The 14658-nt window shown below is 43.8% G+C and carries 12 protein-coding genes and 1 rRNA gene; 8 read left to right on the forward strand and 5 right to left on the reverse strand.

What is annotated here, in order from left to right; genetic code table 11:
* Both L3V23_RS12620 and L3V23_RS12625 read right to left on the reverse strand, forming a co-directional pair.
* Window positions 1-109: ribosomal RNA gene (locus tag L3V23_RS12620) — 16S ribosomal RNA — on the reverse strand; the annotation flags it as partial.
* Window positions 110-654: 545 nt separating this feature from the next.
* Window positions 655-2019: an amidohydrolase family protein gene (locus L3V23_RS12625; protein ID WP_237292404.1), complete on the reverse strand. Its 1365-nt coding sequence runs from the start codon at window positions 2017-2019 to the stop codon at window positions 655-657.
* A 537-nt stretch (window positions 2020-2556) separates the two neighbouring features.
* Between L3V23_RS12625 and L3V23_RS12630 the strand changes: the two genes are divergently transcribed.
* From L3V23_RS12630 to L3V23_RS12650, 5 genes are all read left to right on the forward strand, one after another.
* A complete protein-coding gene (locus tag L3V23_RS12630) occupies window positions 2557-3558 on the forward strand; it encodes an ABC transporter substrate-binding protein (RefSeq protein WP_102955730.1) in 1002 nt (333 codons plus the stop codon).
* Window positions 3558-4400, forward strand: a complete 843-nt coding sequence (locus L3V23_RS12635) for an ABC transporter ATP-binding protein (protein ID WP_102966263.1) — start codon at window positions 3558-3560, stop codon at window positions 4398-4400. The genes L3V23_RS12630 and L3V23_RS12635 overlap by 1 nt, the downstream gene beginning before the upstream one ends.
* A gap of 39 nt (window positions 4401-4439) precedes the next feature.
* Window positions 4440-5222, forward strand: a complete 783-nt coding sequence (locus L3V23_RS12640; protein ID WP_042484204.1) for an ABC transporter permease — start codon at window positions 4440-4442, stop codon at window positions 5220-5222.
* A 14-nt stretch (window positions 5223-5236) separates the two neighbouring features.
* Window positions 5237-5713, forward strand: a complete 477-nt coding sequence (locus L3V23_RS12645; RefSeq protein WP_102941085.1) for a nucleoside deaminase — start codon at window positions 5237-5239, stop codon at window positions 5711-5713.
* A 202-nt stretch (window positions 5714-5915) separates the two neighbouring features.
* Complete coding sequence (locus tag L3V23_RS12650; RefSeq protein ID WP_102966262.1) at window positions 5916-6899, forward strand: 2-oxoglutarate and iron-dependent oxygenase domain-containing protein; 984 nt, start codon at window positions 5916-5918, stop codon at window positions 6897-6899.
* A gap of 113 nt (window positions 6900-7012) precedes the next feature.
* Here L3V23_RS12650 and clpB read toward each other — a convergent pair whose 3' ends face one another.
* From clpB to rluD, 3 genes are all read right to left on the reverse strand, one after another.
* Window positions 7013-9586 carry an ATP-dependent chaperone ClpB gene (clpB, locus tag L3V23_RS12655; RefSeq protein ID WP_042484213.1) on the reverse strand — a complete coding sequence of 858 codons (2574 nt, stop codon included), beginning with the start codon at window positions 9584-9586 and terminating at the stop codon, window positions 7013-7015.
* A 93-nt stretch (window positions 9587-9679) separates the two neighbouring features.
* Entirely contained in the window at window positions 9680-10411 is a 732-nt protein-coding gene (gene pgeF, locus L3V23_RS12660; RefSeq protein ID WP_102966261.1) for a peptidoglycan editing factor PgeF, read from the reverse strand.
* 15 nt (window positions 10412-10426) lie between these two features.
* Window positions 10427-11401 carry a 23S rRNA pseudouridine(1911/1915/1917) synthase RluD gene (gene rluD, locus L3V23_RS12665; RefSeq protein WP_102955690.1) on the reverse strand — a complete coding sequence of 325 codons (975 nt, stop codon included), beginning with the start codon at window positions 11399-11401 and terminating at the stop codon, window positions 10427-10429.
* 203 nt (window positions 11402-11604) lie between these two features.
* On the opposite strand from rluD, the gene L3V23_RS12670 reads away from it, so the two are divergent.
* The 3 genes from L3V23_RS12670 to raiA all read left to right on the forward strand — a co-directional run bounded on the left by L3V23_RS12670 (window position 11605) and on the right by raiA (window position 14560).
* Complete coding sequence (locus L3V23_RS12670; protein WP_102955689.1) at window positions 11605-12333, forward strand: outer membrane protein assembly factor BamD; 729 nt, start codon at window positions 11605-11607, stop codon at window positions 12331-12333.
* Window positions 12334-12474: 141 nt separating this feature from the next.
* Window positions 12475-13932 (forward strand): lytic transglycosylase F, encoded by a 1458-nt coding sequence (locus L3V23_RS12675; RefSeq protein WP_237292405.1) that lies wholly within the window; start codon window positions 12475-12477, stop codon window positions 13930-13932.
* Between the two features lie 301 nt (window positions 13933-14233).
* Window positions 14234-14560, forward strand: coding sequence for a ribosome-associated translation inhibitor RaiA (raiA, locus tag L3V23_RS12680; protein ID WP_042484225.1), 327 nt, complete (start codon window positions 14234-14236; stop codon window positions 14558-14560).
* Window positions 14561-14658: the final 98 nt, after the last annotated feature.

The following is a 14658-nucleotide window of genomic DNA, read 5'->3' on the forward strand; positions in this document are numbered from 1 at the left end:
TCCGCCGCTCGCCACCCGAGAAACAAGTTTCTCTGTGCTGCCGCTCGACTTGCATGTGTTAGGCCTGCCGCCAGCGTTCAATCTGAGCCATGATCAAACTCTTCAATTTAAGATTTTGTCGGCTCAACGAATACTGACTTCAAAACTGCTCTTACTCGAAAGTAAGACGTAATTTTAAAGCTATTACCCTTCTCTTCTTAATAAATAGGAACAGAATGGTAATGAATTGACTGTGCCAAATAACCGAAGTTATTTGTATTGGTCACTCAGTTCATTGAAACCTAAGTTGCTTTGTTACAAGAACAAAGACTTAACTTTGATTTTCATCAACGAGTGCCCACACAGATTGATAGGTTTAAATTGTTAAAGAGCTTGGTTTTGCGAGGCATTCCTCTCAAAACGGACGGTCATTTTAGCGAGTAAACATTCAGAGTCAACCACTTTTTTAGTTAATTTTCTTTAACTTAAGAAATTTAACTTTCCGTCATATTTACCAACATTCTTTCATTCAGAATTGCTGGTCAACGGAGGCGCATTATAGGGAGGAAAAATGAGTTGGCAAGGAGAAATCAGCCTAAAAACCAAGTTTTCAGACTGATTGATTAAGAAAGAAACAAATCGTATTTTATCTAAGCGAATTCGCCATAAAACAGCTTATAGAGACTCTAACTTTTGCACTCGTTGATTCAAGTTGGCGATAGAGTGACGTACTTCTTCAACTAAAGTGAGGTATTTCGTTTCGTCGCTATGGCGGTATGCAATCTTACCGTTAACGAAACTCGCTTTAATATAAGAAGGCTCACCGGCTATTATCGGAGACATTGATAAATCGTGACAGCCAGACAAACGCGGCTGGTTAATATCGTATAAAACAATATCAGCGGCATACCCAACATCTATGGTTCCCACACCTTCTAAGCCCAGAATATCTGCCCCTCCTTTACTTGCCCAGGTAAGCACTTGTTCTAAAGTTGTGGCTTTAGGGCCGTTTTGCGCTCGATGAATCAGCCAAGTCAGGTTTAGCTCTTGAAGCATAGAACCAGATTCGGCCGATGCAGAGCCATCAACACCAATCGATATCGGCATTCCAGCTTTTTCCATTGCTATAACAGGGGCAATCCCACTACCTAATCGACAATTAGATGTAGGGCAATGAGCAATGCCTGTCTTTGTTTCTGCAAGTAGCTTGATATCTTGCTCTGTCGCTTTAACCAAATGCGCAAACCAAACATCTTCGCCTAGCCAATCACAGCTTTGTGCGAACTCTACGATGCCCATACCGTATTTCGCCAATGACTGCTCATTATCGAAATCCACTTCTAACATATGTGAATGCATACGCAACTTTTGGCTTCTTGCATATTCAGACAATAGAAGAAGATCACTTGGAGTCGAAGAGTGAGCAATCGTTGTTGGGGCGACCACCAGCTTACGCATGGCAAATTCACCTTCTTGGTGATAACGACTGCGAGTAGATTCCAAGCGGTTTATCATCAACTCAACGGATTCAGGCTCGACGCCTGCTTTCGCTAATCCTTTATGTGTTCCTTTAACTGTCGCTCCACCTCGACATAAAACCAGCCGAATTCCCATTTCATCTGCGGCTTGCCAAACCGCCTCTTCTAATTCCATCGATGAATTGGCGTGGTAGAGATAATGGTGATCCGCACAAGTTGTTGCGCCAGAACGCAGCAACTCATAGAAACCAAGCTTCGCGGTTGAATACATGATCTCTGGCGTGATTTGAGGCCAGTAGCGGTAAGGAACATTTGCAAGCCAGTCACCCAGCCCATCATTAATACCTGCGGGTATTCCTTTCAAGATTGACTGAGCAATATGATGATGAGTATTCACAAAACCCGGATAGATAACACAATCACTGGCATCAATAATTTCTTCACCCTGCTCTGGCAGCAAGTTCTGCCCTAGCTCGGCGATAATACCGTTATGAATTCGTATATCTTTACAGTCTTGTTTAGGAGAAAAGACACTGCTGGCATTTTTAATTAAGTAGTTCATCAAAACTTCCTTTTATACAAGCCTACTCTGTTACTTAGGCTTATTCGCTTTTGAGCAATGTCCCAGAGTTCGCTTACTCCTAACCGCTTCTACTCATTTAACATATACAAAACATTATCTGTTCTGAACGTTCAATCTTAATGTATACAATGCAAATTACAGACCACCACTCTCACCTTAGTCGTTACATTTCCAGCTCAGAAAACATGCACCAAGATTGAGCCTTACCACACTAAAATGCATTGCAAAGGTGCAATTGCATACAATATTTATCCGATATCTTACTTGTATTGTATACAACCCTATCTGACGATATTTCCTCTGCAACGCCCATCCGTTAACGGTTAGTTAACGTACAGTTAATTACCTCCCATTTGTTTTTCAATTTTTGGCACAACGATTGCTCTGTGAACAATGGAAGTGTGAGTAGAAGCGGTTAGATACCAATGACGGTATCGGGACATTGCTCATAGTTAGCTAAAGGATGCAGTCAACACTTGCTGCACTTTAGAGTGAAAAGGAAGACACGGAGTAACTATGAAAACTATTTCTAAATTCAACAAACTAAGCCTTTCGCTATCTTTGCTACTTACATCAGCGAGTAGCTTTGCTGCAGACAAAGTCACGTTTCAGCTTGACTGGCTTCCAGGCGGGGATAAGGCACCTGTCTATGTTGGCGTTCAACAAGGATTTTTCGCCGAACAAGACTTAGACGTAACCATTCTGGGAGGTAAAGGCTCTACAGATGCGATTACAAAGATTGCAACAGGCACGGCTGATATCGGTTCCGCAGATATTGTTGCTCTGTTAGTAGCGAAAGCGAATGACAACGTTCCAGTTAAAGCCATCTACTCTCTATTTAGCAAAGCACCTTACGCATTCTACGTACTGGATGATTCAGGTATCAATTCAGTGAAAGATGTCTCAGGCAAAACCATCGCGACTTCTCCATTTACTTCAGCGAACGTTTTCCTTCCTCTGATGCTAAAGAAAAACGGCATTGAAGAAGAGAGTGTCAAAGTGTTAAAAGCGGATCCGGGCGCACTCAACCCAATGCTGATCACTGGTCAATCTGACGTGATGATTTCTTGGATGACAGACCGTGTTAAAAACGAACAGCAAGCCGCTGAAGCAGGGAAAAAGCTGACGGTATTGCCTTGGTATGACGCAGGCCTAGAGTTCTACTCTTCTTCTATTATTGCCAGCGACAAGTTTATGTCTGAAAACCCTGATGTGGTGAAACGCTTTGTGAAAGCTTATGCAAAAGCGGTCGAATACACCTGGGCTCATCCTGAAGAAAGCGGTGCGTACGTTACGAAAATGGTTCCTGAAGTGGACTCAAAACAAGCGGCTGACACCATTAAGTCGATTCATGGTCTCGTCATGAATGAAGTATCTCAACGTGACGGCGTTGGTCAGTTCACGCCATCTCGCCTAAGCGAAACATGGAAATGGACAGCAGAAGCTCAAGGTCTAGATCTCAGTAAACTTGACCCAGAAACAGCAGTTGATCGTCAGTTTTACGAGGGAGTGAACTAATGCAACCATTTGTTTCGTTCAAGCGTATAGGTCATACCTATAACTCTGACAAACATTCGGTTACGGTTCTCAACGATGTCGACTTCAATGTGGAAAAACATGAGTTCGTCGCCATCGTTGGACCTTCAGGTTGCGGCAAGTCTACCTTGCTGCGCCTACTGTCAGGGTTGATCATTCCAACACAGGGTGAAATTTCCGTTTTCGGACATGCAGTCACAGGGCCGCGTGAAGACATCGGTATTGTGTTCCAAAAACCAACGTTACTGCCATGGAAAAACATCCTCGATAACATTCTGTTTCCACTTAAACATAAGTTCAATTATGTCAGCCCAAAAGACCGTCAAAATGCACAAGAGTTATTGAATACTGTGGGTTTAGCGGGTTTTGAAAACAGCATGCCGGACCAACTTTCCGGTGGAATGCAGCAGCGTGTTGGTATTGCGCGAGCGTTGCTACTGAATCCAGACATTTTGATCATGGATGAACCCTTCTCAGCACTTGATGCGTTAACACGCGAAGAGATGGGCTTTGAACTGCAAAAAATCTGGATGGAGAAACCAAAGACAGTGCTGTTCATCACTCACTCCATTTCTGAAGCGGTATTGCTCGCTGATAAAGTGCTGGTCATGGGACCTCGCCCAAGTACAGTACTGGAAGAGATCAAGATCGATCTGCCTCGACCACGCAATATCCATACGTTGCAAGACGCTAAATTTGGTACTTACACCAACAAAATTCGCGAGTATTTCTATCGTTCAGAAAAGAGCAACGTAACAAGCAGTGAAGAAACGGATAGTCAGGATAAAGACAACGTTGAGCCGATTCGTCGCACAGTGGCTTAATTGGCTTAAACGAATTTGTCTCTTGTTAAAGGATTAACTATGAAACGCTATTTTTCTCAATGGTCACAAAACTGGCTGCCACTAATTGCAATATTAGCGATCATTCCTATTTGGGAAGCCATCTGTAAAATATTCTCAATACCAACGTTTATCTTGCCAGCGCCCAGCGATATCGCTATCGCTTTCACTCAGGTATCAATGGAACGTTGGCTCGATAACTTATGGGCAACTCTGCGCATTGCGTTGCTTGGCTTTGTCATTTCGTTTTTGATTAGCATCCCTCTCGCTATCATGATGGTGAACTCTAAGTTCCTTACCCGTGCGTTATTTCCAATTCTGGTTGTGATTCAATCCACGCCAGTGGTTGCCATCGCGCCACTACTGATTGTGATTTTGGGAACGGGCGATGCGCCTCGTCTGACGATTACTTGCTTAATTACCTTCTTCCCATTAGTGGTTTCAGCCACTACAGGTATGTTGGCTACGCCACCTGAACTGATTGAACTGTCACGTTCACTGAGTGTAAAAAACAGCAAAACCATCTGGCAGATTCGCCTGCCTTACGCCATTCCACATATTTTCAGCGGCGTGAAAGTTGCCATCACTTTAGCGGTCATCGGCTCGGTTATTGCTGAGTTCGTCGCGGCTGAAAAAGGTCTTGGTTACTTGGTTCAGTTCTCAACCTCATATTTCAAAATCCCACAAGCTTTTGCAGCACTGGTGTTCCTGTCTCTAGTCAGTATGTTGCTGTTCAAAGCAGTTAGCTGGGTGCAAAAAGGTTACTTCTCTTGGAGCCTGACTGAAGAAGAAAAGCAGCGATAACACAAGGAAAGATAATGCTTAATCAAGAAACGGATTTTAAGTTGTTGCGCTACAGCTTCTCTTTGGCAGAGGAAGCAAAAACGAGGGGCATTCACCCATTTTCAGCGGTACTGGTCGATGAACACGGTGAAATTTTACTGGAAGAGATCAACGGTTACTTACCTGATTTAGATATGACGGGTCATGCTGAGCGAGTGATCATGACCCGTGCCAGCAAACTGTACCGCCCAGATTTTCTTAACCGCTGCACTCTGTACGTATCGGCAGAGCCATGCGCGATGTGCGCGGGTGCTATATATTGGGCAGGCGTTGGACGTGTTGTCTACGGTCTGAGCGAAGCCAAACTCAAAGAGTTAACCGGAAATCATCCTGAGAACCCAACCTTGGCACTTCCATGCCGAGTGGTTTTTGAATCAGGTCAGCGCGAAGTGGAAGTCATCGGTCCGCTACTTGAAGAAGAAGCAGAACAAGTCCAGCACGGTGTTTGGTAGAAAATTTCATTTTATATTTGCTCAATCTATTTAGCGCCACAGCTAGGCGACAAATGTATAAACTCAGTCAACAACGCTGCAACGCTAAAAAAAGAAGAGTAGAAAGACGGAGTAGAAGCGGTCTGTAATACCAAGCACAAGGTTCTTGGCTTATTGCTGGACATTGCTCCAATAACAAGCGAATGCTTAATTGGAGGAAACAATGACTCAATCATATCTTTTAGACGAACTTAACTTTGAAACAACCATCGGTGGCAAAGGGGTAGAAACCACAGACACAGTGATCCCTCTAATCAACCTGCATGATTTTGATCAGCGTCGTGAAGAGATCACCGAACAGCTTTGGAAAGCTGCAACTGAAGTTGGTTTTTTCCAACTGGTTGATCACGGTATTGCTTTAGAGGATATCGAAAAATCCTTTAAGTTAAGCGAACAGTTCTTTGCCCTTCCTGTGGAAGCAAAACAGCAGTTTCCTTTAAAAGAAGGGTTAAATGCCGGTTGGGAATTCAAACAACAAGTTCGCCCGTCAACGGGCACGGCGGATCAAAAAGAGTCTTACCAAATTACATTGCCTCACATGAGTGATCTTTGGCCCAGCAATCAACTTGTTGAAGATTTTGAATCGCACCTGCTTTCATTTGAATATCAAGCTTGGCAACTGGGGATGAAGATTCTTTCGTGCTTTGCGGATAAATTGGGCTTTGAGCGCGACTTTTTCACTAAAGCGCATCAAAGAGAGTCTGAAAATTACCTTAGCACCTTGCGTATGCTTCACTACTTGCCAATGAAAGAAGTTCCGCAAAACGGAACATTCTGGCGCGCGGGTGCTCATACTGACTTTGACTGTTTGACCATGGTATTTCAGCAAGAAAACCAAGGTGGACTTCAAGCCGCAGCAGGTAAAGACGCAAAAGAGAATCTAGTGTGGAGTACCATCGTACCTAAAGCCGGTGTGATTACGTGCAACATCGGTGACATGTTAATGCGCTGGAGTGATGATTTGCTGAAATCGACTCTGCACCGCGTCCGTATGCCAACTGCGGAAGAGAATCAAGATTCCCGCTACAGTATGGCGTTCTTCTGCCAAGCAAACCGTGACCAAATCATTCAAGGACCAAAGAAAGTTTACGAGCCAATCACTGCGCAGGACTATTTGAAAATGCGTATTAACGCTAACTTCTCGTAAAACTCATAGTTTTACCTACGTTTGAATGACTATGTGAACTCAATAAACGTAAGTTGCGAAGAAACAAAAAAGCCATGCTCTCGCATGGCTTTTTCTATTACTGCTGACGACAACTATTGGCTGGCGATGATATTGCCATCGCGAACCCCAAGCTGAATAGCCTTGCCCGGTACAAACTTTCCAGACAGAATCGATTTCGCCAACGGGTTCTCCACATTTTGTTGAATAGCGCGTTTCAACGGACGAGCACCATACACAGGGTCAAAACCAACTTGAGCAATCAATTCCAACGCATCTTCACTCACGATCAAATCGTAGTCTTTTTCAGCCAAGCGTTTATGTAAACGCTCCAACTGAATAGAAGCGATAGACTTGATATGTTCTCTGCCAAGTGGATGGAAGACCACGCTTTCATCAACACGGTTCAGGAACTCTGGACGGAAATGTTTGGTCACGGTTTCCATCACACGCTCTTTGATACCTTGGTAATCCAGCTTCGCGAAGTTCTCTTGAATGCTCGCAGAACCTAAGTTTGACGTCATGATCACCACGGTGTTACGGAAATCAACCGTACGACCTTGACCATCGGTTAAACGACCATCATCAAGCACTTGCAACAAGATGTTGAACACATCTGGGTGTGCCTTTTCCACTTCGTCCAGCAAAATCACAGAGTAAGGTTTACGGCGAACCGCTTCGGTTAAATAACCGCCCTCTTCATAACCCACATAACCCGGAGGAGCACCGACCAAACGAGCCACAGAGTGTTTCTCCATAAACTCAGACATATCGATACGAACCATGGCATCTTCACTATCAAACATGAAGTGAGCCAATGTTTTACAAAGCTCCGTTTTACCGACACCAGTTGGACCTAAGAATAGGAACGAACCAATCGGTTTATTCGGGTCAGATAAGCCAGCGCGGCTACGACGAATCGCATTCGCCACCACTTCAACGGCTTCAACCTGCCCGATAACACGTTTATGCAGAACATCTTCCATGCGAAGCAGCTTCTCTTTTTCTGCCTCAAGCATTTTAGACACAGGAATACCCGTTTGTTTGGACAGCACTTCTGCAATCTCATTGTCTGTAACTTTATTGCGTAACAGAGTCATCTCTTGCATTTCGGCTTGAGCCGCAAGATCGAGCTGTTTTTCCAACTCAGGAATTCGACCATATTGAAGTTCAGACATACGGCTTAAATCACCGGCACGTCTCGCAACTTCCAAATCCATACGCGCTTGGTCAAGTTCCGTTTTTATGTGCTGAGTTCCTGACAATGCTGCTTTTTCTGTTTTCCAAACTTCTTCCAGCTCGGCGTATTCACGCTCTTTGAGACCCAACTCTTCGTTAAGAATACTTAAGCGTTTTTCACTGGCTTCATCAGTCTCATTTGACAGCGCTTGCTGTTCAATTTTCAACTGAATAATACGACGTTCTAGTTTATCCAAAGCCTCTGGTTTAGAGTCGATCTGGATACGAATGCTGGATGCGGCTTCGTCAATCAGGTCAATCGCTTTGTCAGGCAACTGACGATCTGACACATAGCGATGAGACAGCGTCGCCGCTGAAACAATCGCAGGGTCAGTGATCTCTACATGGTGGTGAAGTTCATAACGTTCTTTCAAACCACGTAAAATCGCTATGGTGTCTTCAACACTTGGCTCATCCACCAGCACTTTTTGGAAACGGCGCTCAAGAGCCGGATCTTTTTCAATGTACTGACGATATTCATCGAGCGTCGTCGCACCAACACAGTGAAGTTCACCACGCGCAAGTGCAGGTTTGAGCATGTTGCCGGCATCCATTGAGCCTTCACCTTTACCTGCACCCACCATAGTATGAAGCTCATCAATGAACAGAATGATGTTGCCTTCTTCTTTGGCTAGCTCATTCAACACCGATTTCAATCGCTCTTCGAACTCACCACGATATTTAGCTCCTGCAACCAATGCGCCCATATCAAGAGAGAGTACGCGTCGCCCACGTAGACCTTCTGGGACTTCGTTATTGATAATACGTTGTGCTAAACCTTCAACAATTGCCGTTTTACCCACACCCGGCTCACCAATGATCACTGGGTTGTTTTTGGTACGACGTTGTAACACTTGAATGGTTCGGCGGATCTCATCGTCACGACCAATCACAGGGTCAAGTTTGCCCTGCTCTGCTCGTTCAGTCAGATCAATTGTGAATTTTTCCAGAGCCTGACGTAGCTCCTCCGCATTTGGGTCATTCACTTTCTGACCACCACGGATCTTTTCAATCGCATCTGATACTTTTTTCTCGGTTAAGCCAAACTCTTTCAGGAGCTGACCTAGCGGGCCACGATCTTCAATCGCCGCTAGAAGATAAATCTCAGAAGATATATAAGAGTCTTGGCGTTTTTGAGCGACTTTGTCACACAGATTGAACAAAGTGCCTAAACCGCTAGAAAGCTGTACATCACCACCGATCCCGCTCACTTTTGGCAAACGATCTAACGTTTCACCCAATTTAGAGCGAAGCTGCATGACATCGACGTCAAGCATAGTCAGCAATGGACGAATTGGACTGCCATTTTGATCAAGCAGCGCAACCATCAGATGCACGGGTTCGATGTACTGATGATCTCGCCCTAGTGCGAGAGACTGCGCGTCGGAAATCGCTATTTGGAATTTGCTGGTAAATCTGTCGAGACGCATAACAACCTTCCTAACCTCAAACTAATTACGTAAGGAAAGATGGTTACATACGCGCCACTTTTCAAGGTGGGAGTGGAAACTTTTTAGGGAATCCTAATTTTCATTGATCCAGATAAAGGTTGCTTGCCTTCCTGTTACACCATCGCGGCGATAGGAATAAAAACGCTGAGGATCTTGGTAAGTGCATAACCCGCTATCAAAAACCTGATCAATGCCGAGTTTAGCCATGCGCAAACGAGTAAGCGTTGCCATATTCGCCCACCATTTACCTTGCTGCTTGCCGGGAACAAATGCAGCTTCTGCTTTTGAGTCGTAGTCTAAAAATGCCTGTAAAACATCTTCACCCACTTCAAACGCTTGAGGACCAATAGCAGGACCGAGCCATAACATCACATCATTAGAAAAATGCGTTAGCGCATTTTCAACAATACCACCTGCTAGACCACGCCATCCGGCATGAACAGCAGCAACCTGAGTTCCTTGAGTATTGGTGATCAAGACAGGTAAACAATCCGCTGTCATCGCAGAACAAACCACATTCGGTGATGAGGTAATCACGCCATCGGCATCAAGAACATCATTGGTTGGCTGAGCAATTTCCAAAACCACGGTTGAGTGGGTTTGATTTAACCATACAGGAGCTGTCGGCATTTCGGTTTGCTGCTGCAATAGATCTCTATTGCTTTGCACAAGAATAGGATCATCCCCTACATGCATACCTAAATTAAGCCCTTCGTAAGGTGGTTTCGAACAACCGCCAATACGTGTAGAAGCAAATGCTTTGACTTGTTTAGGTGCATTCCAGTTAGGAGTGATCCAATTCATCTTAAAACCTGTTGATTAATACTCTTCCATAGGATTCTGCTGCGCATCAGCACGTAATGCTTCAGTCATGATAACCATATCTTCTGGCACTGGCGCATGAAATTCCATTTCTTCCCCAGTCGCTGGGTGTTTAAATCTCAACATGACAGCGTGTAGCGCTTGACGATCAAAGTTACGAATCATATCCGTTAACTCTTGAGACGCGCCTTTTGGAATACGTGCACGACCACCGTACGCAGTATCACCCAACAGAGGGTGCTGCAAATAGGACATATGAACACGGATCTGGTGTGTACGACCCGTTTCAAGACGCAGGCGAATACGTGTATGTTCACGGAAATGTTCCGCTACACGATAGTGGGTGACCGCAGGTTTACCCATTGGCGACACAGCCATCAAAGTACGTTTAGTTGAATGACGACCAATTGGCTTGTCGATCATGCCACCAGCCGTCATTTTACCGATCGCGATAGCTTCGTATTCACGGGTAATATTACGTTTTTGCAGTTCACGTACTAATCGTGTTTGTACGGGAACGTTCTTCGCTACCACCATCAAACCTGTCGTGTCTTTGTCCAGACGGTGCACAATACCTGCTCGTGGTACTTCTGCAATTGGCGGATAGTGGAACAACAATGCGTTTAGCACTGTACCATCTGGTGTACCTGCACCTGGGTGAACAACAAAGTCACGAGGTTTGTTGATAACGATAATATCGTCATCTTCGTAAACGATATCCAATGGGATGTCTTGTGCTTCCCAACGAACTTCATCTTCGAGTTCAGCTTGCACAGTGATCTCTTCGCCGCCCATCACTTTCGTGCGCGGTTTAGTGACAACTTGTCCATCTACTGTTATTTTGCCGTCAAGTAACCACTCTTTCAGACGTGAACGAGAAAAATCGGCGAACAATTCAGCCACAGCTTGATCTAAACGTTGACCAAGCTGGCTATCTTTTACTGTTTGAGTTAATTCAATCTGCTGAGCCATATCGAACTTTTTTAAAAACCGTGAGACTAATACTCACTAGTATGGATAAAATAATGTCCGCCATTGTATCTGTTACGAAAGAGAAAGTAACCAAACGATTTGAGGAGCACTGTTGTTCAAGCTAAAACAAGAAACTATTTTTCTGGCTTAAAACAGTTGCTCCAGCTTTAAGATACTTTATTTTCAAGGAACCCACTCCTGACATGAAATACCAAACTTTATCAGGCTTACTTGCACTATCACTGTTATTCGGTTGTTCAAGCAAAGATAACATCGTCCCTGACGTGCCACCTTCTGAGCTCTACACTGAAGCTCAATCATCATTACAAAGTGGTAACTGGTTAACTGCCATAGAAAAACTTGAAGCTTTGGATTCACGTTATCCATTTGGTGCTTACTCTGAACAGGTTCAACTTGACCTGATTTACGCTTATTACAAAAATGACGATCTTGCTCTTGGCTTAGCAACCATTGAACGCTTTAGCCGCCTTAACCCAACTCATGAAAAAATGGACTGGGTGCTGTACATGCGTGGCTTAACGCATATGGCTCAAGATCGTAACTTTATGCATGATTTGTTTAATATTGATCGTAGTGATCGAGATCCAGAGCCAGTAAAAGCGGCTTTTGCTGATTTTAAAAAGCTGCTGCAACGCTACCCAGACAGCCCATATGCGGAAGATTCGCAACACAGAATGTTTGCGCTTAAAAACCGCCTAGCTGAATACGACCTAGCGACTGCAGATTTTTACTTACGCAGAGAAGCATGGATAGCTGCGATTAAGCGTTGTCAGGAACTGCAAAAAACTTACCCAGATACCGAAGCGGCGAGAAAATCACTCAAGATCCAGCTTGCCGCCTATAAAGAACTAGGGTTAGAAGATTCTATTACCCGTACTGAAAAGCTAATTCAACTTAACCCTGAAAACTAATCAGTCGTATCTTCAAATAACACCTTTCTATGAGCCACTGTTTTTACAGTGGCTTTTTTATTTCTATTTGCTGATTTCTCCTTTTGTTCATAAGCTTATGTTTATTCAAGCCGATAGAAATGAATGCAAAGGAGCCGCATTTTGCGTTGGTTACACCGAGGTCTTTTAAGCCTGTTTGTTTTGCTTCTCAGCCTCCCTGCGAACAGCATTGAGCTATCACCATTAAGTGATAAGCCTTATCAAGGTGACTGGCCGATTCTTAAAGAGAAAGGTGTCATCCGTGTCGTCGTGTCTGCCGACTTAGGATTTTATTACGTGGAAGCAGGTCGTCCGAAAGGTATCGGTGCAGAACTCTTATATCACTTTGAAAAGAGCCTCAAAAAACAAGCCCCTTACGTACACATTCAAATCATCCCTGTTCTCAGAGATGATCTTATCCCTTCTGTCCAATCCGGTTTAGCTGACTTAGCAGTCGCAAACCTGACGATTACTCCTGCTCGTCTAAAAGAGATTGATTTCAGTAATCCTCTGACAAAAGAGATCCAAGAGCTAATTGTCACCAACAAAAGTTATCCTAACATCACCAATTTAACTCAATTGACCGGCAAAGAAATTTGGGTCAGAGAGAGCTCTAGTTATATGGAGAGCTTAGAAAAAATAAACAACTCGCTGATTTTGCAAAGCTTAAAGCCAATAAAAATTCATTTCGTTGAAGAAGCTTTGCAAGACTACGAACTATTGGAAATGGTTAATTCCGGACATATCCCTGCGACGGTACTCGATAGCCACAAAGCGGAAATGTGGATACATGTTATGGAAGACATAAAAGCACATACCGAGTTGCCGCTAAGAGAAAATGGTCAAATCGCATGGGCAATGCGTAAAAACTCTCCAGAGCTGAAAAAAATCGTAAACGGTTATTTGAGAACAGCGAAATCAGGTACCTTGTTAGGCAACGTAATTTTCAGCAAATACATCGACGATACCCGCTGGCTAACCAAGGCTCTCAATCCAGAAAAACTTAAACGCCTTGATGAACTGGCAAAAATATTTACTGAGTACTCCAATAAATATGAGTTTGAATATCTGATGATGGCAGCGCAAGGATTTCAGGAATCCGGTTTTGACCAGAGAAAAGTGTCACACAAAGGAGCCATAGGCATAATGCAGGTTATGCCTAGCACAGCCAGAGATCCGAACGTCAATATTAAAAACATCGAGAAGGTCGAAAACAACATCCACGCGGGTGTGAAATATATGCGTTTCATAAAAGACCGATACTTTTCCGATCCTGAGATAAACGAAGATGACCAAGTTTATTTTGCACTGGCGGCATACAACGCAGGGCCAGCAAACATCAATAGAATGCGCCGACTAGCCAAAAAGCACGGGTTTAATCCGAATGTATGGTTTAAGAATGTGGAAGTGATTACACGAAGAAACATTAGCTCAGAGCCTGTTACTTATGTGGCGAATGTCAGTCGCTATTACGTAGTTTACAAACAGTTGGAACAGCTCAAGCAAGCAAAAGAGGAAAGTTTAACCGCTACTCTGAACGCTATTGAAGGAGTGGATTCACAGACAAGTAGAAAAGAATGATTGGCAAAGTGATTACTATCGCAAATCAGTGTTGTTCAGGAATTAATCAGAGGTATTTAAAAGGCCGAATTAGCTCCCTAAAAATGGATGAATTTTCAGTAAGCTACCTCTCTAAATGTAGTCATAAACAACAAAATCACAAGCTTTTTTTACCCTCATCAAGACAACACTTTGCGGAAGATCACGTTTAAAAGCGATCAGAAATACCCCACAAAGAATAGTGATCTAGGTCACTATTTTTTATTTGGGAATGGGTAATCTGGAGTTAACCCATGAGGGATGACACAGAGGAAAAAGCATTATGAAAATGAATATCACTGGTAAAAACATCGACATTACCTCTGCAATCCGCGACCACATTGAGAGTAAATTAAAAAAACTAGAGAAATGGCAAGTAGACATTACAGGTTGCCAATGTAGCTTTAGTGAAGAACCAAACAAACAGATGAAGTTCGAAGCAACAGTAACGGTACCAAAAGGACAACTCGTTGCTTCCGCTGTTCACGAAGATTTGTACGCGGCCGTCAACGAAGTTGAACAGAAACTAGAACGTCAATTAAACAAACTTCGTCATAAACCAGAAGCAAGACGATCTGACAAACCAGAATTGGAAGAAGAAACTGAATAATATACAGGTTTAGAATTAGCGCCTTCGGGCGCTATTTTTTTGCTTGACGCTCTATGCCGCCTTGCTTATTGTGGGACTACCTTAACGACTTAATCGAA

Source organism: Vibrio sp. A1-b2 (assembly GCF_021726015.1).
GTDB lineage: Bacteria > Pseudomonadota > Gammaproteobacteria > Enterobacterales > Vibrionaceae > Vibrio > Vibrio diazotrophicus.